At 42.9% G+C, this 24,988-nt stretch carries 18 protein-coding genes and 2 tRNA genes; 16 read left to right on the forward strand and 4 right to left on the reverse strand.

What is annotated here, in order from left to right:
• Positions 1 to 84: 84 nt before the first annotated feature.
• The 4 genes from carA (at position 85) to pyrE (ending at position 5,938) form a co-directional block, all read left to right on the forward strand.
• Entirely contained in the window at positions 85 to 1,227 is a 1,143-nt protein-coding gene (gene carA, locus H9647_RS06325; RefSeq protein WP_191798915.1) for a glutamine-hydrolyzing carbamoyl-phosphate synthase small subunit, read from the forward strand.
• A gap of 1 nt (position 1,228) precedes the next feature.
• Positions 1,229 to 4,447 (forward strand): carbamoyl-phosphate synthase large subunit, encoded by a 3,219-nt coding sequence (gene carB / locus H9647_RS06330; RefSeq protein ID WP_191798916.1) that lies wholly within the window; start codon positions 1,229 to 1,231, stop codon positions 4,445 to 4,447.
• Positions 4,448 to 4,568: 121 nt separating this feature from the next.
• Entirely contained in the window at positions 4,569 to 5,303 is a 735-nt protein-coding gene (pyrF, locus tag H9647_RS06335) for an orotidine-5'-phosphate decarboxylase (protein ID WP_191798917.1), read from the forward strand.
• Positions 5,300 to 5,938 (forward strand): orotate phosphoribosyltransferase, encoded by a 639-nt coding sequence (gene pyrE / locus H9647_RS06340; protein WP_191798918.1) that lies wholly within the window; start codon positions 5,300 to 5,302, stop codon positions 5,936 to 5,938. Before pyrF ends, pyrE begins: the two co-directional genes overlap by 4 nt.
• A gap of 74 nt (positions 5,939 to 6,012) precedes the next feature.
• Here pyrE and H9647_RS06345 read toward each other — a convergent pair whose 3' ends face one another.
• From H9647_RS06345 to H9647_RS06355, 3 genes are all read right to left on the reverse strand, one after another.
• A complete protein-coding gene (locus tag H9647_RS06345) occupies positions 6,013 to 6,666 on the reverse strand; it encodes an ABC transporter ATP-binding protein (protein ID WP_191798919.1) in 654 nt (217 codons plus the stop codon).
• Positions 6,667 to 6,694: 28 nt separating this feature from the next.
• A complete protein-coding gene (locus H9647_RS06350; protein WP_191798920.1) occupies positions 6,695 to 8,134 on the reverse strand; it encodes a hypothetical protein in 1,440 nt (479 codons plus the stop codon).
• A 77-nt stretch (positions 8,135 to 8,211) separates the two neighbouring features.
• Positions 8,212 to 9,018 carry a hypothetical protein gene (locus H9647_RS06355; protein WP_191798921.1) on the reverse strand — a complete coding sequence of 269 codons (807 nt, stop codon included), beginning with the start codon at positions 9,016 to 9,018 and terminating at the stop codon, positions 8,212 to 8,214.
• A 457-nt stretch (positions 9,019 to 9,475) separates the two neighbouring features.
• Here H9647_RS06355 and H9647_RS06360 point away from each other — a divergent pair, with 457 nt between their 5' ends.
• The 12 genes from H9647_RS06360 to H9647_RS06415 all read left to right on the forward strand — a co-directional run bounded on the left by H9647_RS06360 (position 9,476) and on the right by H9647_RS06415 (position 20,311).
• Positions 9,476 to 10,156 (forward strand): ABC transporter ATP-binding protein, encoded by a 681-nt coding sequence (locus H9647_RS06360; protein WP_318245279.1) that lies wholly within the window; start codon positions 9,476 to 9,478, stop codon positions 10,154 to 10,156.
• Positions 10,119 to 11,225, forward strand: a complete 1,107-nt coding sequence (locus tag H9647_RS06365) for an efflux RND transporter periplasmic adaptor subunit (protein ID WP_191798922.1) — start codon at positions 10,119 to 10,121, stop codon at positions 11,223 to 11,225. The genes H9647_RS06360 and H9647_RS06365 overlap by 38 nt, the downstream gene beginning before the upstream one ends.
• Complete coding sequence (locus H9647_RS06370; RefSeq protein WP_191798923.1) at positions 11,225 to 14,140, forward strand: ABC transporter permease; 2,916 nt, start codon at positions 11,225 to 11,227, stop codon at positions 14,138 to 14,140. Before H9647_RS06365 ends, H9647_RS06370 begins: the two co-directional genes overlap by 1 nt.
• A 1-nt stretch (position 14,141) precedes the next feature.
• Positions 14,142 to 14,996 (forward strand): ABC transporter ATP-binding protein, encoded by an 855-nt coding sequence (locus H9647_RS06375; protein WP_191798924.1) that lies wholly within the window; start codon positions 14,142 to 14,144, stop codon positions 14,994 to 14,996.
• A 22-nt stretch (positions 14,997 to 15,018) separates the two neighbouring features.
• Positions 15,019 to 16,488, forward strand: coding sequence for an extracellular solute-binding protein (locus tag H9647_RS06380; protein ID WP_191798925.1), 1,470 nt, complete (start codon positions 15,019 to 15,021; stop codon positions 16,486 to 16,488).
• A 26-nt stretch (positions 16,489 to 16,514) separates the two neighbouring features.
• The gene (locus H9647_RS06385; RefSeq protein WP_191798926.1) at positions 16,515 to 16,652 is read left to right on the forward strand and encodes a hypothetical protein; all 138 of its coding nucleotides are present in this window, start codon (positions 16,515 to 16,517) and stop codon (positions 16,650 to 16,652) included.
• Positions 16,653 to 16,831: 179 nt separating this feature from the next.
• Entirely contained in the window at positions 16,832 to 16,996 is a 165-nt protein-coding gene (locus H9647_RS06390; RefSeq protein ID WP_191798927.1) for a hypothetical protein, read from the forward strand.
• Positions 16,997 to 17,064: 68 nt separating this feature from the next.
• Positions 17,065 to 17,138 (forward strand) — tRNA-Met (locus H9647_RS06395).
• A 56-nt stretch (positions 17,139 to 17,194) separates the two neighbouring features.
• A tRNA-Ile gene (locus tag H9647_RS06400) sits at positions 17,195 to 17,268 on the forward strand.
• A 174-nt stretch (positions 17,269 to 17,442) separates the two neighbouring features.
• Positions 17,443 to 18,027: a type IV pilus modification PilV family protein gene (locus H9647_RS06405; protein ID WP_191798928.1), complete on the forward strand. Its 585-nt coding sequence runs from the start codon at positions 17,443 to 17,445 to the stop codon at positions 18,025 to 18,027.
• The gene (locus tag H9647_RS06410) at positions 18,008 to 18,568 is read left to right on the forward strand and encodes a type II secretion system protein (protein ID WP_191798929.1); all 561 of its coding nucleotides are present in this window, start codon (positions 18,008 to 18,010) and stop codon (positions 18,566 to 18,568) included. The genes H9647_RS06405 and H9647_RS06410 overlap by 20 nt, the downstream gene beginning before the upstream one ends.
• Before the next feature lie 12 nt (positions 18,569 to 18,580).
• The gene (locus H9647_RS06415; protein WP_191798930.1) at positions 18,581 to 20,311 is read left to right on the forward strand and encodes a hypothetical protein; all 1,731 of its coding nucleotides are present in this window, start codon (positions 18,581 to 18,583) and stop codon (positions 20,309 to 20,311) included.
• 78 nt (positions 20,312 to 20,389) lie between these two features.
• Here H9647_RS06415 and H9647_RS06420 read toward each other — a convergent pair whose 3' ends face one another.
• Positions 20,390 to 24,979, reverse strand: coding sequence for a DUF5057 domain-containing protein (locus H9647_RS06420; RefSeq protein WP_191798931.1), 4,590 nt, complete (start codon positions 24,977 to 24,979; stop codon positions 20,390 to 20,392).
• Between the last annotated feature and the right edge of the window lie 9 nt (positions 24,980 to 24,988).

The following is a 24,988-nucleotide window of genomic DNA, read 5'->3' on the forward strand; positions in this document are numbered from 1 at the left end:
TAACAACGGTTTATTGAACTTTTATATAGAAGCTTATTGATAAAACCAAAATTGAGGCAAGACAACATTAAGGAGTGAAATTGGATGCAGGCACAAGCAAGATTGTTACTAGAAGACGGCACATTGTTCACCGGAAGAGCTTTCGGGGCAGAAGGAGAAACAACAGGTGAAGTCGTTTTTAATACAGGTATCACAGGCTACCAAGAGGTGCTGTCTGATCCTTCTTACTGCGGGCAAATCGTAACGATGACTTATCCGCTGATCGGAAACTACGGGATCACACGTGATGATTTTGAATCCATTCGTCCTTATGTACATGGCTTTGTCACTCGCCGCCATGAACCAGTACCAAGTAACTGGCGTGCAGAATGTAGTGTTGATGATCTTTTGAAAGAGTATGGAATCTTAGGAATCAGCGATATTGATACACGGATGTTGACGCGCCGCATTCGTCATCACGGAACAATGAAAGGGATTCTTACAACAGGTTCGAAGCCGGTTGAGGAACTTCTGGAAATGATGAAAGATACGACGATTGATGAACTTCGCAATCAGGTGCCTCTGACTTCAACCAAACACGTATACAGCAGCCCGGGTACGGGAGAGCGGATCGTAGTTGTAGACTACGGGGCGAAAACAGGTATCTTGCGCGAACTGAATAAACGTGGCTGTGACGTTGTAGTGGTACCGCACGACACAACAGCTGATGAAATTCGAAAACTGAATCCGGACGGCATTCAGCTGTCCAACGGTCCTGGGGACCCCAAAGATGTTCCTTATGCAGTAGATATGATTTCCGAATTGCTTGGTGAATATCCAATCTTCGGTATCTGCCTTGGTCACCAACTGTTTGCACTGGCAGCCGGTGCGGATACAGAGAGACTAAAATTCGGTCACCGCGGAGGTAACCATCCGGTCAAAGATCTAGAAACAGGTCGATGCTATATTACATCTCAGAACCATGGATATACCGTTAACGAGGAGTCAATTAAAGGAACGGACCTGGTCGTTACACATATCAACAACAATGATAAATCCATTGAAGGATTAAAACATAAGGAATATCCGGTATTTACCGTACAATATCATCCAGAGGCAGCACCAGGACCTGAAGATAATTCCTACTTGTTCGACCGCTTTATTGATATGATTCGTGAGCACAAACTTAACCATCCGAAAAAAGCGCGCCAAGCCGTACTTGCCGCAGCAGTGAAGGGAGCACGTTAACATGCCGAAAAATACAGACCTCAAGAAAATTCTTGTTATTGGCTCCGGTCCGATCGTAATCGGTCAGGCAGCAGAGTTTGATTATGCAGGAACGCAAGCATGTCAAGCACTTAAAGAAGAAGGCGTGGAAGTTGTTCTCATCAATAGTAACCCTGCAACGATCATGACAGACAGCAATATGGCTGACAAAGTATATATCGAGCCGATTACACTTGATTTTGTAACACAAATCATTCGTCAGGAGCGTCCAGATGGACTGCTTCCAACGCTTGGCGGTCAAACGGGTCTTAATATGGCGGTTGAATTGGCGCGCGCTGGAGTGCTAGAAAGCGAAAATGTAAAACTTCTGGGTACACAGCTAACTTCCATCGAAAAAGCAGAAGACCGTGACTTGTTCCGTGATCTGATGCGTGAACTAGAACAGCCGGTTCCTGAGAGTGTAATCGTAACGACGCTTAATGAAGCTATCGATTTTGCTAATGAGATTGGTTATCCAATTATTGTCCGTCCTGCTTATACCCTCGGCGGAACAGGCGGCGGAATTTGTGCAACCGAAGAAGAACTTCGTGAGATCGTTGCTTCCGGACTCCGCTATAGCCCAATTGGACAATGTTTGGTTGAGAAAAGTATTGCCGGTATGAAAGAAGTAGAATATGAAGTTATGCGCGATGCGAATGACAACTGTATCGTTGTATGTAACATGGAGAACTTTGACCCAGTGGGTGTACATACGGGAGACAGTATCGTTGTGGCACCGAGCCAGACGCTGTCAGATCGTGAGTACCAGATGCTGCGTACAGCATCAATCAAAATCATCCGCGCTCTTAATATCGAAGGTGGTTGTAACGTTCAGTTTGCTCTGGATCCACAAAGCTTCCAGTACTATGTAATTGAAGTAAATCCACGTGTAAGCCGCTCTTCAGCTCTTGCATCCAAAGCAACAGGTTATCCAATTGCGAAGATGGCAGCTAAAATAGCAATGGGCTACACACTTGACGAAATTATTAACCCGGTAACGGGCCAAACTTATGCATTCTTCGAGCCGACACTGGATTATATCGTAAGCAAGATTCCGCGCTGGCCATTTGATAAATTTGTATCTGCAAACCGTAAACTGGGTACACAGATGAAAGCAACGGGCGAAGTAATGGCCATTGGCCGTACTTTTGAAGAATCAATTCACAAAGCAGTTCGCTCACTTGAAATCGGAGCACACCGTATTCATTTGAAAGATGCGGCTCAGCTTGAAGACGAAGTGCTGAGAACACGTCTTATCAAACCGGACGATGAGCGTATGTTCCTCGTAGCGGAAGCATTCCGCCGCGGTTACACTCTGCAAGAGATTCAGGATCTTACCAAAATTGATTGGTGGTTCCTTGATAAAATCGAAGGAATTATCAAATTCGAAGATCAGATACGTTCCGAAAAAGAACTGAGCAAAGAAATGCTCTACCAAGCAAAACGGTTGGGCTTCACAGACCGTTCGATTGCAGAAATTCGCGCTGAGGGACAGCCGGGTGAAGCATTCACAACAGAGAAGGAAGTTCGCGAGATGCGTGAAAGAATGCAGCTGCGCCCTGTATACAAAATGGTAGATACATGTGCGGCTGAATTTGAAGCGATCACACCTTATTACTACTCTAGTTATGAAACAGAGAATGAAGTCATTCCATCTGCAAAAGAGAAAATCGTGGTACTGGGTTCGGGTCCAATTCGTATCGGACAAGGAATTGAGTTCGACTACTCTACCGTACATGCGGTATGGGCGATTCAGAATGCTGGGTACGAAGCCGTTATTATTAACAATAACCCGGAGACAGTATCTACGGACTTCAATACATCAGATCGTCTCTACTTTGAGCCTTTGTTCTTTGAAGATGTAATGAACGTGATTGAACAAGAGAAACCGATCGGTGTCATTGTACAGTTCGGTGGTCAGACGGCAATTAACCTGGCTGCACCGCTTGCAGCGGCAGGCGTTAAAATTCTGGGAACAGATCTTGCCAGCATTGATGAAGCAGAAGATCGTAAGAAATTCGAAGCGCTTCTCTCCAGACTTGATATTGCACAGCCTCTTGGCAAAACAGTAACGACTGTAGATGATGCAGTAGTCACTGCACAAAGTATAGGCTACCCTGTACTGGTTCGTCCTTCGTATGTCCTTGGGGGACGTGCAATGGAAATCGTCTACTCTGACAGTGAACTGCTGAGCTATATGGAACAAGCGGTGAAAATCAATCCTGACCATCCGGTACTGATTGACCGCTATATGCTTGGTAAAGAGGTAGAAGTAGATGCAATCTGTGATGGAGAAACCGTACTGATTCCAGGGATTATGGAGCACATCGAACGCGCAGGGGTCCACTCCGGTGACTCAATTGCAGTATACCCTCCGCAGCATCTGGAAGCACATTTGAAAGAAAAAGTCGTTAACATCACGATCAATATTGCAAAAGAACTGAATACCATTGGACTTGTAAATATCCAGTTCGTTATCTACAAAGATGATGTGTACGTGATTGAAGTGAATCCTAGATCTTCTAGAACGGTACCATTCCTGAGCAAAGTAACAGGCATTCCAATGGCTAACCTAGCAACACAAGCCATCCTTGGTAAAAAGCTAGCTGATCAAGGTTATGTAGATGGACTGTGGCCAGAAAGCGAGCATGTATCGGTAAAAGTGCCGGTGTTCTCTTTTGCGAAACTCCGCCGAGTAGAACCTACGCTTGGTCCTGAGATGAAATCAACCGGTGAAGTAATGGGCCGTGATGTTCAGTATGCTAAGGCACTCTATAAAGGATTGATTGGTGCAGGAATGAAGATTCCTTCTTCCGGCGCAATCATTGCAACGGTAGCTGATAAGGATAAAGACGAGGCAGTTTCACTGCTTGGCGGATTCTTTAAACTGGGTTATAAAATTATCGCTACAGGCGGTACAGCAGCAGCCCTTGAGGAAGCAGGTATCCCTGTCCAAACCGTGAATAAGCTTAGCGAAGGTACGCCAAACATTCTCGATATGATCCGTACGGGCGAAGCAAACTTTGTCTTTAATACACTGACTAAGGGTAAAACGCCGCAACGTGATGGATTCCGGATCCGCCGTGAAGCGGTAGAGAACGGTGTGGTATGTATGACTTCCTTGGATACAGTTCGTGCACTCCTGCAAATGCTGGAGACGATTAACTTCTCCTCGGAATCCATGCCGACTTTTAGCCGCTAATTACGCATAGACTCAAGTGAACTTTACAGTAGGACATCGGTCAGCCCATAATTTTTGGGCTGGACTTGATGTCCTTTATCACGGATAGGAACGAAATTACGTTAGTGAAGGAGCATGACACATGACACCTGAATATAAACAAATGGCTGGACGCTTGATGGTTGCTCTGGATTATCCTAACGCAAACGCAGCAAGAGAGCTGGTAGAGAAACTGAACGGGATTCCTTGCTACATGAAAGTAGGGATGCAGCTGTTTTACACAGCAGGACCTGAATTTGTTAGCGAACTCAAAGAAAAAGGATATTCAGTATTCCTGGATGTGAAAATGCATGATATTCCTAACACGGTTCGCGGAGGCTCCCACAGTGTAACTAGGCTGGGTGTAGATATGTTTAACGTGCATGCCGGAGGCGGCGCTGCTATGATGCGTGCTGCGCTCGAAGGAGCAAAGCAGGCAGCAGAAGAGGAAGGTATACTACTTCCTACCATTATTGCGGTGACGCAGCTGACGAGCACAGATCAGCAGACGATGAATGATGAGATCGGTATCCCTGGACAAGTTCAGGATACCGTTGTAAGGTATGCACAGCTTGCTAAGGAAGCAGGACTGAATGGAGTTGTGGCATCTCCCCTGGAAGCGGGAAGTATTCACGAAGCGTGTGGAACCAATTTTATTACGGTAACCCCGGGAATTAGACCACGCGGCAGTGCAGCAGGTGATCAGTCCCGAGTAACTACACCGCAAGAAGCCATTGCAGGCGGAACTCAGTTTATTGTTGTCGGAAGACCGATTACGGCAGCAACTGATCCAAGAGCAGCAGCAGAACAAATTATTGAGGAGATGATGAACGCATGACAACCACGACAATCGCAGAAAAAATAGCATCCGCTCTACTAAGTATTAAGGCTGTAGCTTTACGCCCAAATGATCCTTTTACTTGGACTTCCGGTATTAAATCTCCCATCTATTGCGACAATCGTCTGACCATGTCTTATCCGGAAATCCGTGATCTCATTGCTGAATCCTTCGCCTCTATCATCCGTGAGCAGTATCCGGAAACAGAAGTGATTGCAGGAACGGCAACAGCAGGTATTCCTCATGCAGCTTTTGTTGCTCAGAAACTAGGCCTGCCTATGATCTATATTCGCGATAAAGCGAAAGGACATGGCAAAGAGAATCAGATCGAAGGACTTGTTAAAGAAGGTCAAAAAGTGATTGTCATTGAGGATCTTATCTCAACAGGTGGAAGTTCCATCAAAGCTGCGCAAGCAGTTCAGCAATCCGGCGCTGAGGTTCTGGCTGTACTTGCGATCTTCAGCTACCAGCTGGATCGTGCAGTGAATGGCTTTGAGGAAGCAGGAATTGCACTTCAAACCTTGTCTAACTATTCTGCACTTCTTGATGTAGCGCTTCGTGAAGGAGCGATTGCGGAGGAAGATATCGCTCTTCTTCGTTCTTGGAGAGAGAACCCTGCGGCGTTTGGTGTATAAAAGTTTTAAAATGTATACAAAAAGAGAGTGTTCCTATTATGGGACACTCTCTTTTTATGTGAAGATAACTATACTCAAACAGTAACCTGACTTTTTACATGAGACAGCTTCTGATTATCAATCCGGTAAACTTCATCGCATAGCAGATTAATGTCTTCCTGATTATGACTTGTGAGCAAAACAGTTTTTCCTTCTTGTCTAAAACGAAGGAGTAACTGACGTATGTTGTCCACGCTATCACTATCAAGTGCATTAAACGGTTCGTCTAGTAATAAGACTTTCTGATTCTCCATAATGGCTTGGGCAATCGCAATCTTTTGTTTCATGCCAAGCGAGTAATTTCTCATTTTTTGTTTTGTGTCTGGATCAAGTCCGACGAGGCGCATCACGTCTTTTATATCTTGATCCGTAATTTTATTTTGGATTTCAGCCCAGCGCTGTAAATTTTCAAAGCCCGTTTTATTGCCCATATATCCAGGACGATCAATAATAATGCCAAAATTACGTGGGAATTGTCCGCCATTGTCCATGTAATTCGGGTGAATTTTTACTTCTCCTTGATCTGGATGAATAAAGCCGCATATACATTTAAATAACACAGATTTACCTGATCCGTTGGCTCCAGTGATACCATATATTTTCCCTTGTTCAAAAGTCGCATTGACTTGATTAAATAATAGGTTCCCTTTGTATGATTTGCTGACATTCACAAGTTCTATAATATTCATCGTAATACCCTCCATTTTCTCACCGTAATTAATGAAAAGCGATATCCTTTTTTCTAAAAAGAATTAACATTATACTAATCTCGATGATTAGATAAGTGAGCAGCAAAGCTGAGATTCGCAGCGTATTACTCCAGTCCGCAGTCACATACCCCATACTATTAAGACCAAGAGGCAGAAAAGTCCCAATATTAAAGGTAGGAAGGGTAAATAGCACCATTGCTCCTATCACGATGACATTCCACGATCCTTCGGGCAAAATCCATGCGCAGATCAGAACAATCATCATCCCGTTCATGAGCTGCAGCCATCCATTAATCAGAAAATGATATAGAATCTGAGGGAGCGTCACTCCTTCGAGTACGTTCATCATCGGAGCAAGACTTTTATTAAACACAAGACTGAGCACGGTGGTTACGAAGAGTAGCATGATAAGAAATACAAACGCTGTAAAAGCAAACTTTATAATGACACGTGAGAACCAATGGAATATCGATTTGTAGCGAATAGCCATGTAATAAAATCTGCCTGTTAAATAATCAATGATATAGACCTGGAAGAAATAAACGAATCCATAGAAAGTAATAATATAAAACAAGTAAGTGACTAAACTAAATCTACGATCTAGATCTACTCCAAAGAAACTCAGGTACAGGGCATCCCATACTGTATGAATTGTATCTTTCATTCTCAAAAGTGTGGTTATGATTCCGAATAAGATAAGCACGCCATAGATGATGATAGGATAGTTGCCTTTTAACCATGCTTTTATAGAGCTAAAGCGCTTGCTTCGTAATATAGGGACGATCAATACTAATAAACCCATCAATAGGAATAACAATACAAATCCAGTAATAGGTGAACCCATCGACCCTGAGGAATACGGTAAAGACATGTAATCAAGCGTAATAAGGTATGGATTAGTCATATAACGAAATGATGCCATCGAATAGACAATAAAAATGAAAATTGCCATTCCCATATATATAAGTTTGGGTACAAACATATACAGCGTAATTAGGAGCAGATGCATACATTGAAAAAAGAAAACCAGCAGGCCCATTTGTAACAAAATAAACAGAATGGGAGTTAGCCCTGATTCTTGAGCATGTACACTCACAGCATTAAACGTAGTATAATCGCTGCTGCTGAATGTACTCCAAGTGGAGTTCCACGGAAACCCTAGAGTAAAAATGAAAGAAATCATGAGAAACAGCAGGATGCTTCCCATGACGGATGTAAAGTACAGTTTAAAACTATAAAGCATCCATTTTCGCCAACTGTGAAGCCGACTGAAATAGGAAGTATTCCATAATTCTTGAATCAGCAGGATGGACTTTATCATTAGAAACGGAAGCAGTAAATAAATAAGTGTGAATGGACTCCCGAATATACCGATGACAATATCCCATTGATTTAATTGCTGATGAAGCTGCTGAGACGATTGAACGATACTCCTTCGCTGGCTCATGCTAAAAATAAACAACAGGATGGAAAGGAAGATCCACTCTTTTCCGAAAAATCCCTGAAATAATCTGGATGCATATTTCATGTTAAATTACCTGCTGTTTTAAGGCTCCTACGGAGCAGAATGAATAATAGAATATTGATACAGACAATAACGAAAAACGGAATGAAGGCATATCCTATGCTATTTTGAATCCGATTGAACGGAAAGATGGAATGGATGAAGGTATATTTATCTAATTTCAGCGAGTAAAAAGTGAAGGTTCCGACTACATATAAGACAAACGGGAAAGAGAACGCTAAGAAACGATTTTTGAGCAGCAGGACTAGAAAAAAAGCGATAGAAGCATACAATGCACCATTAATAGCCACCCATAAGGAATAGAAAAATCCATAGAACATATCTCCGTAACGAAGAAGCCGGGAGAAAGTGTCCCGAGTATATCGGTCTTCTGCCACAGTTTCTTGGGAGAGTCCGTAGCCTTCCAAGTTATAGTTTGCAATTCCAAGTGATGGCTCAACATAACGTGTAATCAAGAAAATGGAAAACATGACGAAAAATAAGAATAGGGTAGTTAGTATAAAGTTAGTAATCCATCTTCTGCGAATCGTCTCATTTATATCTCTTCGCATACGAGTATATACAAGAAAACGATGATTTACTTCACTGGAAAAAGGTGCAACATAAACGAGCACGGCAACAACAGGGAATATGATCAGCATAGAATTTTCGATGATTAAAGTATACAAATCAAGCCAATCTCGCAATTCATAATTTCGAATTATAAAATACGAAGAGAACAGAATACCAGATACCAATAAAATACAATAAATGAGGAGTTGCCAAGCTTTTTTCATCCAAGGATTACTATTTGTTCGGGCTTTCATAAGACTCATCCTTTCTTGATCATACTTACGTAAATATAAACAGAATCTATCTATTATACATATTCATATATAAAAATGTAAAAAAATATCAAATATTAGGTTGATATAAATAGATGATAGTAGTAATAGGGACCAACCACTAAGGGATGGTCTATTTTTATATCTCAAATAAAAAATATCTTTAAAAGGTTGTAACTTCTTCCGTATTCATGTCGTTTATAATGCGAGATAGAAATATTTGTAAGTAAAGTATATTAATTTCCTTATTGATACAGGGGGGGAGCTAGTGATTCGAATACCCTTTCGAAAAGCCAGAGAACAACATAATTCAACAGTGGATGAGACAGAGAGGATTGCTCAAGAGGAGCAGGTTCATATAGAAGATGAGCCGGAATTGACACAAGAAGTAGAACAAGAGGTAGTACAAGAAAAAGAACAAGAAGCAGATCAAGAAGTAATCCCTAAAGGTCCTGTTCTCCAGGTACAAGAGGTACACCGTAGTTTTGAAACAGGCGGAAGGGCCATTCATGTACTGAAAGGAATTAATATGGAAGTGCAGCCCCAGCAGCTCGTTATGCTGAAAGGTCGCTCAGGCTCAGGAAAGACAACCCTTCTTAATATGCTTGGAGGACTGGACCAGCCGACGAGCGGGGAGATTTATTTTGACGGAAGAGCTTTTCATGAAGCAGGAGATGCTGCTCGGACCCGGATGAGAAGGCAGGAGATTGGTTTTATCTTCCAGGCGTATGCCCTCATGCCCCTGTTGTCTGCTTGGGAGAATGTAGAGCTGTCACTTCGTATGGCAGGTGTTCCTAAGGGGGAATGGAACCAGCGTGTCGCTTACTGTCTTGAAATGGTAGGTCTTACGAAACGAGCGAAGCATAGACCCTTTGAACTGTCAGGCGGGGAACAACAACGTGTTGCCATTGCAAAAGCGATTGCTCACAGACCTAAGCTGCTGTTGGCTGATGAACCGACTGCTGAACTGGATTCCAAAATGGGAGCTCAGATTATGGCAGTATTTCGGAATATTATTGCGACAGAAGAGGTCAGCATCTGTATGACGACACATGATCCTACGATTTTGGAGGTTGCAGACCATGTTTACGAGATGGTGGACGGCAAATTTATTACATAAAAAGCACCTGCCTATGGCGGGTAAACGATGGACCCAGTATATTTTGATCGGAACACTCAGCCTGTCATTGACCGGATGTTCCTTACTTCCAGCTGAGCCAGAAGAGGAAGTGCTTCCGCCGATTACACCGCCGACGATCTCCAAAAAACCGGAATATGAAGTGAGAACCGAAACCATTGAGACGAAAGTGTCGGGTTCTGGCAAGCTGATGAGTCAGCGAGAGGAGAAGGCGTATTTTACACTCGATGGCATGCATGTGAAGGAACTCTATGTGAAGCCCGGGGATAAGGTAAAGGCAGGACAGCAAATTGCGGTGCTCGATGTAGAAGAGCTGAATAAACAAATTCGTCAAAAGAAATTGCAGATCCGCAAATCCGAAGTGCAAATGAAAGAGACCCTTCGTAAAAAAGAGGAAATGGATCCTGTGGAGTACGAAGAAGCGGTCATTACTTTTGAAGAGCAAAGACAGGAACTTTCAGATCTTGAGGAACAAGTCGGTAAGTCTACACTTGGCTCCCCTTTTAGCGGTACTGTACTTAGCGTTGAAGTTGAAAAGGGAGCAGCGGTAAAGGCATATGATCCGATTGCTATCATTGCGGATACAGCTAATCTGGTTGTTGCAGCCACCTTTGCGAAGCAAGACCTGGAGGTTATTGCTGCAGGTATGAAGGCTGAGGTGGATATTAACGGAGCAGGTGTGCATCAGGGTACGATTAAAGTGATGCCGGTGAATCTGGGATCGGATTCGAATGGAGGAAATAATGGAGGGGAAGGTACACCTCCTGCACAAGAGTCGCTAGATACATATGTTATTGTTGAGATGGATAAATGGCCTAAGGGACTAAACAGAGGTACACCGCTAACGGTGAGTGTTGTAACGAAGCGCAAAGAGGATGCTGTACTGATTCCGATTTCTGCTCTTCGCTCTATTGGTTCAAGAACGTATGTCCAAGTGGTAGAAGCAGATGGGAGTAAACGAGAAGTGGATGTAGAAGCAGGTCAGCAGACATCCACCGATGTGGAGATTCTCAAAGGGCTTACACCAGGGCAGAAGGTGGTTGGAAGGTAATGAAAGGTATCCCCCTGTTACGATTATTGTCTCGCAAAATGTGGAATACACGCTGGCTGACATTAAGTACCTTGATTGGTCTTATTGTGGCCGTTGGCTTCACGGTGAGTATTCCTATGTATGCTGATGGTGCACTAAAGCGAGTTGTTGCGGATTCCCTTGAGGATGAAAGCAGCGGTATGCCAGCCGGTTCATTGCTCATGAGTTATCAAGCTCCCGGCGGGACCAAAACGGATCTAAGGGCACTTGAGGATGTAGATCGATTCATTCAGCAGGATATTCCTGCAAAGATCGGATTTGATTACAATACGTATGTTAATATCAGATCCATTCGAAGTACAGAAGTCAGCCCAGAAGATCCGGAAAAAGTAGATGCAAGCCGAATTCGTACCATGACACTAGGGTCAATGAATGATCTCAAAAATCATGTCACGATGAATCAAGGCGTGCTTCCCGGAAATCAGGCTCAGGGTGATCTTATTGAAGCCGTCATGCTGGAGGAAGGAATGTACCGAAATGATCTGCATGTGGGAGACATCATGGAGTATCCCGTATACAGCGGTCTAGATCTTACTCTTCGAGTCAAGATTGTTGGTGCATTTACACCGGATGATACAGCTGATCCATACTGGGTTCAGGGTTTTGAAGGAATGATGAATGGATTTTATGTAGACCCTGGCTTATTTGATACGTATCTTCTTGCAGATCAAAACGTGCCTATACAAACATCAAAGTGGTACTACGTTTTTGATCTTAGTCAGATTAAAACGAGTCAGCTTCCTTCCTTAAGCAGTACACTCGAGCGTCTTGATATTGAACTTTATCAGAAGCTAAAGGACACAAAAGTGGATATTTCTTTCGGAGATTTACTTGCTAATTTTCGAAAACAAAGCTTACAGCTTCAAACGATGCTTTTTACACTAGCGGTGCCGATGATTGCGATGGTGTTTTATTTTATCGTGATGAATGCTAGACAGTCTCTGCAAAAGCAGGAAAGTGATATCGCCGTTCTTCGCAGCCGCGGGGCTTCTGCCAGACAGATCGTCATTCTATATTTACTGGAGGGCATTGTCCTAGGAGCAATTGCGATGGTTGCAGGACCTTTTCTCGGCTGGTTTATGGCGAAAAGCATCGGCTCAGCAAGTGGGTTTCTGTCCTTTGTTGATCGTAAATCGATCCCAATCGGAATCACACAAGATGCAATTCTACTCGGTGTCGTTGCTGTACTTGCTTCGATTATCGCTTCTGTAATTCCCGCGATGGGGTATGCCAGATCGACGATTGTTGATGCCAAACGCAGGCAAGCAAGAAGTGATAGAAAACCTTTTTGGCAGCGTTGGTATATGGATATTTTATTGCTAGGCCTTGCTGGTTACGGTTACTATCTGTTCTATGAAAGGCAGATGCTGACGTTTCAAACCGGGATGACCACTGATCAGCTTCAAGTACAACCATTTTTATTCTTTGTCCCTGCACTATTCATTTTTGCAGCAGGATTATTCTTCTTACGTATCTTTCCTTGGATTCTCAGGTTCTTCAGCTGGATGGGACGTAAAATCTTTCCGGTACCTATCTACCTTACGCTAACACAGCTTTCTCGCTCTTCTTCTTCTTATTACCCGCTCATGATCTTGCTCGTACTTACTTTGGGTCTTGGTGTATATAATGCATCTGCTGCGAGGACAATTGACCTGAATTCAACTGAACGTACTCTGTATCGGTATGGAACGGATGTAGTGATGCAGACGGTATGGGAAGGAACCGCAGAGATGTTACCGAGCACAGGCGGAAATGCAGGTAACGGAGGAGGTTCTGGATCACCAGGTACAGGAGGAGGTAACCCAGGTGCTGGAGGCGGGGGGAACCCTGGCGGTGGAGCTGGAGGCGGCGGTTCGGGTTCGCCTGCTCCAAGTAAAATAATATATTCTGAACCACCTTTTGAAGTTTTTCGCCAGCTACCTGGTGTAGAACATGCTGCTAGAGTATTGCAGACCAAGGGAAATGTAGTCATATCAGGTAAATCGGCAGGCCAAGGGATGGTAGTGGGCATCGATAACGTTGATTTTGCCGAGGTTGCCTGGTTCCGTAATGATTTGTTCCCCGCGCATCCCAATAAATATCTTGACCTGCTGGGTCATTATGAGGGAGCAGTCATCATTCCGTCTGGGTTTGCTGAGAAATATCAGCTGGAAAGTGGAGATGTACTATCGATTGCCTTGCAGGAACAGATGATGGATTTTGTTGTTTTTGGCATTCTGCCGTACTGGCCAGCTCAGTACCCGGATGAGACGCCCTTTTTTATAACCAATCTGGATTATATCTACGATCAAGTTCCTATGACTCCATACGAAGTGTGGCTCAAAATGGAACCTGATGCGCTGGTTGCACCGCTTATTGAGCGGCTTGGGCGAGATAGTATCGAGCTGTCTTCTGTAAAAGATGTGCGAACTGAACTCGTCGCTGAAGGCAAGCATCCTTCAAGGGGAGGGGTATTTGGTATCCTCAGTCTCGGATTTCTGGTATCCATCTTGATCTCACTTATTGGATATGTGCTGTATTGGTTCTTTAACTTATCTGGACGTGTTGTTCAGTTCGGGGTACTTCGCGCAATGGGTCTGCCTCGCGCACAGCTCAGCGGGATGTTGTTACTGGAACAGATTTTTACCGCAGGATTATCGATTGTACTTGGAATTGGGATCGGTGAACTCGCAAGCAGGTTATTTTTACCCTTCCTCCAGACTACAGATAATGTAAAACAGCAAGTACCTCCATTTCGGATTGTTTTTGAACAAAGTGACACGCTTCAGTTGTATGCAGTGACGCTTGTAATGCTGCTGATTGGTGCAGGAATGCTGCTGTGGCAAATCCGGAGACTGAAGGTGCATCAAGCCGTCAAAATGGGAGAGGAGCGGTAAGATGATCCACTGTGAAGGTCTGGTCAAAATTTATAAATCAAGTGAAGTCGAAGTGGTTGCCCTCCAAGGACTCAACCTCACGGTTGAGGACGGAGAAATGATGGCGATCATTGGGAACAGCGGAAGTGGGAAATCTACGCTTCTAAATATTTTAGGCGGGCTAGATCGCCCGTCTGCAGGAACTGCTGTCGTTGGTGATTGGGATCTGCTCAAGATGACAGAACCTCAGCTCGTCGAATATAAACGTCATACCGTCGGATTTATATGGCAGAATAACGGTCGCAACTTACTTCCATATATGACAGCGCTCGAGAATGTGGAGACACCGATGATGCTTGGCGGTAAATATGATCGCGGATATGCCAAACAGCTGCTGGAGTGGGTAGGTCTTAAAGATCGCATGCATTCAAGACTTTATCAACTATCTGGCGGGGAACAGCAGAGGGTCGCGATCGCGATCTCCTTATCTAATAAGCCAAAGTTGCTGCTTGCGGATGAACCTACCGGCTCGGTAGACAGCGAGACTAGTGACCGTATTATGGATATTTTTCGCAAAATGAATCGGGAACTCGGAATTAGTATTGTCATTGTTACACATGATCTAGAGCTCGCGAATAAAGTGGACCGGATTGTTGCTATTCGGGATGGACTGACGAGTACTGAGTTTGTGAAACGAAATGATAGTCTCGATACGGAACGCGTTCCAGGCAGTAAAGAAGTGCATGAGGCGTTTGTTATCATTGATCGTGCTGGAAGACTTCAGGTACCAAGAGAATACTTAGAGGCACTATCCATCGATGAGCGGGCTACGCTCGAATTTGATGGGGAGCGCATCGTCATTACGCAGCCGAAGTAACCATAGAGAGGGAGATTATCTAATGAAAAAGAGGTCTTTGTTAGCTCGTCCTGTTGTGACATTGCTTACTTGTATGACACTGGTTGCACCGGCGATTGCGGGCTGTACAGCAGCTGAACCATCACAGGAGCAAGAGCGGGTATTGCGAGTGGGGACGCTATATGGAAGTAATGATGATTCCTACTTCCGTCAGCAGTATACGGATGTGTTTGAAGTGCTAAACGATAATATAACGATTGAGATTGTACCTGCCATTGATCAGAGCGAGTATCAGTACTATGATTACACCCAAAAGGAACAACCTGAACAGCCGGATCAACTTGAATCAGTGAAGAAGATGCTGACCGGGGATAATCCAGTGGACGTTATTATTGGCGATGTAAGTACTATGAGGTCTTTGATCCAGGAAAATATGCTCAAGCAGCTAGATCCTCTCATTGCCGAAGATAAATTTGATACAAGTGATATTGTACCGACAGTACTAGACGGAATTAAAGACATAGGTGATAACAGTATCTATGCGTTAACTCCGACATTCTCTTCTTCTGCTTTATTTTATAACAAGGCAATCTTTCAAAAAGCAGGCGTAGAACCGCCGGTTGATGGATCAACGTGGGATGACATTTTTGACAAAGCGCGCCGTGTTACGAGTGGAGAAGGGAAAGACCAAATTTATGGCATATCCTTAAATCAATGGGGAAGTGATGCGTTCTATGATGCGCAGACCTATGCAGCCCCTCTTCAATTGCGTACTTATGACGAAAAGGCAGAGAAGATGACGGTGGATAATGATTCATGGGAAAAAGTATGGTCTACTATTTCTAAGCTAGCTCGTGACAAAGTTCTGGCGGGGCAAGATGCGATGAACAATAACTCAGGGGCACCTGAGGTGTTTAATCCATTCCAAGGCAACTTGTTTATGGAAGGCCGTGCCGCGATGGTCATCGCTGATTATGGTTATGTAACCCGTCTGATCAATGACAATAAGTATGCAGAGAAGAACGAGAAATTTAATCCTGTTGAATGGGATGTCGTGACTCCGCCCGTGCATCAAGAGAAACCTGGTGTTGGCGGCAATGTCTATCTCAGCAATTTAATGGCCATTAACAGCAGCGCCCAGAATTCAGATGATGCATGGGAATTTATTAAATTCCTAAACGGTGAAGAATGGGCAAAGATAAGAGCCAGAAGCAGTTACGAACTTGTGTCTCGGAAGAGTTATATTAAGCCAAAAGAAGGTTTGGATTATAATATCGGTGCATTCTATGCACTAAAGCCAATTCCACCGATGAATATGAATCAGTACCAGCTGTATCAAAAAATGCCGAATCTGTGGCAAGTCGATCAAGTAGGACAGAAATATTTTAAACAAGTACTGGATAACAAAAAGACACCAAAAGAAGCACTGGCAGAATGGCAAAAAGAAGGGGACGAAATGTTGCTTAAACTTCAAAAAGATCCTAAAGCCTCTTTTGAAGATAAATTGCAATAGGGAGCATCTAGGAGAGATTACTTATCATGCTTATCATGAAATGGGTTCGGAAATTGCTGGTTTGGCTATTGTGGGTTGTATTAATTTTGTTATTCCTTTTTGGTCTCGTTTCCTTGATTGCGATCGTGTTGTTGGCCATTGCAGATTTTACGGAACCGTCATAGATGGGCAAGAAACGTATTATTGATAATATGTGTTTGAATATTTGATCTGTAACTCTGAGTAACAGCGATTTGGCTGCTGCTCAGAGTTTTTTTATAGAGAGGGGGTTATTTCATATGAAAGAAGGGTATCCTGCTAAAGCAGCTTTAAAATAGAGTAGAGTTAAAGGAAGATGACTCGATTGAACTGGATCTATTATGCTAGACTATATGTTTCAAAGTTCCAGGCAGGATGTCTGGCTAAACGGATGGAGCAAGACGGATGGATTTACGGTCATGACGATCCTAAGCAGGTTGAAGTATATCAATCTCGTAAAGGCAAATATGGCGTTCGATTTATTCCGTAAAAAGGCCTTGACATTTCTATTGCATATCGTGTATATTATTAGAGGTCGCTGTTTTGATTAACTAATGACGCGGGGTGGAGCAGCTCGGTAGCTCGTCGGGCTCATAACCCGAAGGTCGCAGGTTCAAATCCTGCCCCCGCAATTGAAGTACCTACAGCGCTTCATCAACAATTACTAGATGTGTAATTGAAATGATCAGGGCCCTTAGCTCAGTTGGTTAGAGCGGTCGGCTCATAACCGATTGGTCGGGGGTTCGAGTCCCTCAGGGCCCATTATGAAGAAAAAACCCTCTTGCAGAAATGCAAGAGGGTTTTTTCATTTTTATTTTAATACAGTGCAAATGATTCTATTGAAATATGTCTTTAGTAGCAGGAGTTTAGACCTATATATCGAATATATATCTAGATTCAAGAAAGATTGCTAAAGATCGTGAGGGATATTCGTCCTTGAAAGTACAAATCCAGAAAGAAGAGGGATTCACATTGGTGGAAGTACTTGCAGCCACCATTATTTTATCTATTGTTTCTCTAGTCGTTGTCTCCTATTTTATGAACGCACATTCCTATGCCAAATCGAATCAGAACAAGACAGTCATGGTGAATTTAGCACGGAATGCGTTGGTTTATTTGGAAAAGCAGGATTTTACGAAGATGGAAGAATACTTCAAAGCAGATAAAGAAGTATCGCCGATAATAAAAGGGAGTTCCTGCACCCAGGTAACGGAGTGTAAGTATGATTCTTTATTCATGAATGCTCACTCTCTTCCAGAGGTACTTAATCCGAAGGTGAATAATGTGCAGTATGAGCTTGTTATTTCGTATCAGTCGAAGCTTCATCAGCAATTACAGGATGGTACTAAACTTAAAAGCTTGGAAGTCAACAGTGGTATAGATTCTGCGCAAGACCGTGAATCATCAGCCGGTTATTTACTGCCAGTGAAAGTTACCGTTATTGGGCCTGGTGGACCAAGGGGACATAGAAGCGAAGCCGTAGTGGAGGGTTATATTACAGATGAAAAAATCAGAAGATAACCTGCATCAGGATGCGGGTTTTACCCTTGTTGAATTAATCGCGTCTATTACGATTTTTACAATCCTTGTTGGACTAATCTCGGTTATTACGTTCTCTGGATTTCGTGAGTACAACCGCATAACTATAGAGAATGCACTGCGGGATGAGGGTGATCTCATCATGTCGTCCATTATGACGGAACTATATACCTTTGCTCCAGAATCTATCGAAAATAGTAAGGAAGGTATCGTTCTTAGCAGAGAACAAGCAGGTAAACCGGAACATCGAGAAATAGCCATCCGAGAAGGAGCTCTAGTGATAGGAGAATTTATATCTACAACAGCTTTAGCTGAAGAGGAAGAATACATATCTAGCACAGCTACTACTTCGATACAAGCCGCACTTGATCAGTCCATCATTGTGGCAAAAACGGCAGATGAAAGGCTTTGTCAGAACGATGCTTACTGTGAGACTGGACTTATCTATATCAAACTTGTACTTCAAAGACAGGATAATGATCGTGAGTATTCGCTTGAACTAGAGAGTAAATTCGGATTTTAGGAGAACAAGCACATGTTTAATTTTAATAAAATAGCTCGGATTTTTTCAGTGCGGGTAAAGAAAATAGCGGTAAAGGCTTCTGCTGCGGAACACGGTTCTGCGCTTGTGCTCGTTATGTTTATTGCCCTCTTGCTTACCATCCTTGGGGCTGCTGTATTAAGTGCCGCAGTCGGAGGTGCTCAGCGGGCAGAGACTCGGGAGAATGATGTACAAAGCTTGCATCTTGCCGAAAAAACACTGGAAGAAGTCATCGCTGGTATGACCTCAAACCTGCAATCCATTGTCACTAAAAGTATAGATGGTACTCAAGAAGAATTAGAACACGAGGTAGACCTCTATCTATCTGGTTTAGAGCAAGGAGCCTATAAGGACCTTATAACGAGTACAGAGCTGACAAATGCAACAGGTAAGCTGCTTCAACTGGATTATAAAAAAATAAGTTATAAACAACAGGCAGCGGCCTATAATGTTACGCTAACCGTTGAAGCAGAGGTAAATGGAGTTCAGCGTGAACTCACGCAAGAAGTCATTTTTGATACCTATCCTGACTTTTTGAAATACACATTAGGTTCAGAAAGCGATTTAACTATTAATGGTTCTCCTTATATCCAGGGGAATATTTATGCAGGGAATAAACTGAGGATCGGGGATAAGGCGAAATACTATTATCAGTCGAAGAATGTACATACGTTGTTCTCGTCTCCTCTTCAGCTGGATGGAGAAGCGCATATTCAATCACTTAGACAAGTCTTATACACTTTGAACGACTCTACGAAAAGCGCCGAAGAATGGCTTGGCGAAGAATCGAGTAGTGAATTCATTATCCCGGAGAAACAACTGCGTGTTCGAAATCATCGCAAGTTTGTACAGTTGAACGTAAGAGAGTCCTTTATAGATAAAGTTATAGAGTCTTTAAAAGACTCAGCAATTGACAGATCACTTATTAGAAATCACATGAGTAATCGTACGTTAGGCGAGTTTCTACGAAATTATCCTGTATTTTATGATGCGCCAGATCAAATCCCGATAAAACCGAATGTTCCTGAACAATCAGATAAACCGGAAGACCAGAATGCCTGGGCTTATTACAGGAGCCAAATCGAACGTTTTACAAAACCGGAGAAGTCTTTTATCTACCGTGGCGATCTAACCTATGATGGTGTGGAGCTAACAGGAATTGAATACGGGTCTAAGAGTGGTAAGTGGTTTGTTGTAGACGGAGATTTCACCATTAATAATTACAAGGACACGCCTATAGTGATTCAGGCAAATATATTGGTTACAGGAAAATTGCAGATTAGAGGTAATGTCCAGCTTGATTCAACCATATTCGTTTTAGGTCCATCAGGAGGAGAGGGATATGCTACTCTTGTGGAAGATGCTGCGATCAGTGGTTCTGGGGTAGTGATGTCAGAAGGTGCGGTACTTATTAACCGGCTGGATGCTTTTCAGAGTAATACGGAAGTAATACAGGCTTTCTTCTATACTGATTCAACAGCAGAGCTCTATGGGGTAGGTTCGATCCTTTCTTTAAGCGGCGGCTTCTTTGCCAAAGGAGATCTTACGGTCAATGCAGTGCGTGGAGAGACATTTGCTGGAAATGGGGCCATTCAAATTACGCCAGGGACCGATTTGGTTCGGTTCTCGGCTAGGTATAATGAGGAGGTGTACAGGCAGCAGCAGGAGGGTCTTCCAAGGGTTAATCAGATGAGTGTCCAAGTGGGGGCAATCAAATTGAATTAATATATTTGTAATTAAGCGAAAAAATAACCCGTGCAGGGTGTGAATGTGGTTCTCCCTGCACAGGTTATTTGTTTTGGTCTAGTATCGATCATCGCTGATCTTTGCGTTAACTTTTACGGTGCCTTTGGCTGTAACTTTACTCTGTCCGGCTTGGGGGCTGTTGTAAGTAACCGTAATAGTCGCAGCGCCTCTTTTTATTCCAGTGACAATACCCATATCATTTATCGAAACAACAGAAGGAGCACTGCTGGACCAAGTGAGTCTATCTTTTAGCAGGTAGGGATCAAAATCAACTGGGAAAGGTGTAAGTTTATTCAGTAACAAATTTTCAGAACCCCCAATATCAAGTGTCGTATCTGATAAATGCAGACCTTCGAGCCTCGGATCAATGCTCACCCATTTAACAGCGGTTAATGGAGGAGATCCTTCGTCATCACTTAGTGAGAGTTTTACTTCAACCTTATCCTTTGATTTAACTCCCGTTAGTACTGCACTTCTTCCATTCTCTGAAGGGGTTAGCGTAGCGTATGTTTTACCATCTCCGGTTAAGTACCATATAAAATGCTTTACATCCGGGTTATAGGGGATGGTACCAGCATGTAGGGTTATTGGATCTCCAACCATTACTTGGCTTGGTCCATCTATGAAAATCTCCTTGATCGGCTCGCTGATTGTGATCGTGTGTTCGCTTGATAGAGAACCGTTTGGAGCCCGATCTGTCAAAGCAGTGACCACGACGGTGACAGTTCCCTTCTTAATCGCCAAGATATCGATTTTACTTGGGTCATTTAGATTTGGATGCAAGGCAACCTGATCGGAATGACTCTGTCCGTTAGCGGTTTTTACCTCCCACCGATACCCGGTTACATTTTCGCTAGCTGTGATATAGATCGCTTCAAGCGAGAGTGTTTCTTGTGTTTTTGCTGTAGCAGGTCCCAAAATGGTTAAGCTTCGGTTGATAACCTTGATAGTCACGATTGAAGTAACCTCGCTTCCGTCTATTGCAGAAACTTCTAGTTTTGCGATCCCGCCCTTCAGACCACGAACCACTCCTTCATTAGATACTGCAGCTATATCAGGGTTCAGACTTCTCCATTGCAACATTTTATTATCCGCATCTTCTGGAAGTACAGTTGGCGTGATCTTATGCTCCGTACCAACTAGAATCGTTGTACCTTCGGCCTCAATTTTCTCTACTTTGACTACAGCTTTGAGTAACAATGTCGGGAACAAAGAAGTAACGCGTGAAATGGGCGCGGATGGCTCTGATGGCTCTGATGGCTCTGATGGTTCTGGTAGATCTGGTGGAACTGATGGATCTGATGGACCTGGTTCGGTTGGAGGCAGATCAATGTCGCCTTGAAACGGGCTAGACTGGATCAAGAAACCTCCGCCGGGTTCCATATTTCGGACGATTACGGTACCGATAACATTACCTTTTAGATCATAATTGGCTTTTGGGGCCAGAATTGAACCGTATATTTTAATTCCCGTTGTAGAAACCGAAGAAGCGTTATAAAAATTATACAGTACGTGATTTGAATCCACATCCCTAAGGGTGAGTCCACCGCTCATGGATGCTGATGCACCGTCCACATTCACGATCACAGTAGAACCAGCAGGAGCATAGATACAAGTGGAACTGGATGAAGCTAGCATTTTCTCTGTTACATGAAAAATATTTACGGCATCATTTTTCCCATCCAATATGAGTTGACAACCATTTTGATCTTGATTCGTGATCACAGGCTCAGCTGTAGCTGGAAGCTGTGAAAGTTGTTCTGATAAAGAGAGAAGGCTTCGATTGAGATTATCTGCGTATAAATTAGGTTCACGGACAACTTTTGAAAGATGGTAATCACGTGTAGTCAGCTTAGTACCGTAGGCTGCTCTCCCATGGAATTCTCCATCACCCAACTTTAATTCTTTTCCGGCAACAATCGAATAGGTGGGGGAAGGAGCATTCGTTTCCGTCCTCAACATTTCACCTACATTAAAGTTGTACAAGGTGATGCTTCCGCCTGTAATAACCCTCCCATGGAAAGTGAATCCAGAGTTTTGAACATCATTTAATGCATACAAGGAAAGATCAGCCGGAAGTCCAAACGGTGATAAAGGACCCATGTCTGGGAAAAGCTCAGATATATCCCTGTATTTTTGTTGCCCATCTATTTGTTCCTCTTCTAACTGTACTGCTGCACGAAGATCATCATATTCCAGTTGGGACTGATCCAGTAAATACACCCCTTTGCTTAGAGGTCTGACTGTTATGGTATAAGTTATGGGTTCCTGAGTCTTTGGAACATACATCTTAACTCCGTTCTGCTCTTTGAATTCATAGAAAATATCTCCAAGTGGTAAACGAAGCTGATAACCCGAAGATATGTCCCCAACCGTTATTGCACCATCAGGTGTATTATCGATGTTCAGCTGAGCAGGGAACGTTTCTGTATACTCAAGATTGGATAAAACCAAATTATTTATGTCTTGTATGCCTTTATCCACCTCACTGTATGGAATGGATTTGGGTGTAATTTGATAGGTAATGCTCACAGGTTCATTTTTCTTAAGTTCATTGTTAATGACATGATCAGAAAGATGCCGGGTTGTTTCGAGCATTACTGATTTTTTCTCAAAGTTTAATACAAGGGATTGAACAGCTTTTGCTCCTTGTTTATCCTCGGCTGTAATTTCGATCTCCAGTTTTCCTCCCTCGGGGAGCGGGTTCTTGAACGTCTGTGTAATTGTCTGTCCTGTGGTAACGGATTTATTTCCCACTGACATATTAGGTAAGGCAATGCCATCCGCTTTAAACTGGATGCTGGTCATTATATTTCGATCTTTAAAGTCCCAGTCGTCCACCGTAAAACTAACTGTAAAATCCTTCTGATACGATGGTCTGCTGCTATTATTCTCTGGCGATAGAATCGTAATTTCAGGAGCATGGTTTGCCCCTGCAAAAGCACGGTACATGGTATTTACAAACAATTTTTGTTCCCAGACTGGAAACTGAGCAGAGAGGTTACTCTGGAAAATATGTCCTGTACCTGAGTAGGTGATATTTCCTTTGGAATAGGTATAGTAATGATTCCAACTGTCACTTGTATCTCGGCTGCCTCCTGAAATATTGTACCAAGGCACAACAGAGTCATCTTCAAGATCAAGTGTAAAATACTGGTTATGCGTAGTAGCTACGCGGTATAATGGCTCACCTATATTATTTGTCTTATCCAGTTGGAATGGATAATCTGTTAGCAGCCCGCTGTTTACCGCAGCAACGGTATTGGATTTTTCTGGACCCCTAAGACCTAAATTTGTCTCCGGCTTTATTTGTCCCGTCATCTTCTGGAATTTGCTTATCCACTCTGCTGTACTTGCATAGATCGTGTCGTGTGTAAACATAATGCTTTGTTTTGTTTTTTCGCCAAATTCTACAACACCATCCGCTGCTAATGAACTGATATCTGCTTTCGTATTATAGATGTCAGCAAATCCAAAGATCAGCATGTCATATATTCCGTTTAATCCATACCCTTGTTTGGAATTGTAATTTGCTTTTATATACTCGTTGAACTCGGTTATTGTTTTCGTTTGGATACTCAGTTCATAATCTTCGTTTTTCAAAAAGCTTTGATTCATATTTTCTGTATATAACAGACTGCTCGTCCGGACGGATTCTTTTGCAGGAAGGACCTGTAGAATGGATACCTGGGTCTTTTTACCGCGAAACCGGATGGTACCTGTATCATAATCTTTGAGCTGATTGGGATTCAGCTGATCTATAATTTCGATTTTCCAGTAGAGCAGACCAGAATAAGTCTTAGGAAGTTTGTAAGCGATTTTCCCGGTTGGACCTGTTTTTAATGTGGTAGTTGCTACGATCTGTTCTTTGCTTAGCTTTGAAGACTTATCAACAGTTAAATATAGATTTGCAGTTATGGGCCGCTTTGCAAAATCTTGCCGATTGGACACTTCAAACTCAAAACTCAGTTCATCACCAATGTTATAAATGTGACCGGGGTTCACTACGTAATCAATAATGGAGTCTTTATTCGTTATCTGTAGCCGGGGTCTCTGTTTAAGTTTTGATAAATAAGGTGAGCTACCTTCATTAAGTTCTGTTAGTAACTGTACGGACGAGGCATTGTCTACAAATATAACATTAGGCTGAGCGGCCGTGGATCGGTATGAATTAAAATAGTTATACAGATTCCCTGGTTTTCCCCCTTGTTGCTCATCAAAGGGTTGCGTATGTAAAAAAACATATAATCCTCTATTAATATAGTTATCTATTATTTCCTTTGCCTTCAATTTGGTTATATCGTTCATCACTGTTTTTGTATTATGGTCATTCCCTTGCACAGGTTTGGTGCTATACACCCCGGAGCCAATATAAATTGCATCGTATAAACCATCAAGTTCATTTCGTAGAGATACGAATTTTTTCATGCTCATTGTTTCCACAGTGATCCCTAGTTTATCTTTTTGAAGAGAAGATAGGTCAGTTGTACCAGAATCCGTTATTTCGAGTAGTCGGATTTTGTAGGCGGATGAATTCGCTTCTGCTGTAGTAAAAAAGTCCTTGATTTGCATGGTGAAAAAACAAGCGATAAATAATATTAATATAAATAGTCCGAGTATTTTATTCTTCTGAATATATTCCTTCATAATCATGAA

The organism is Paenibacillus gallinarum, from assembly GCF_014836635.1.
Lineage (GTDB): Bacteria > Bacillota > Bacilli > Paenibacillales > Paenibacillaceae > Paenibacillus > Paenibacillus gallinarum.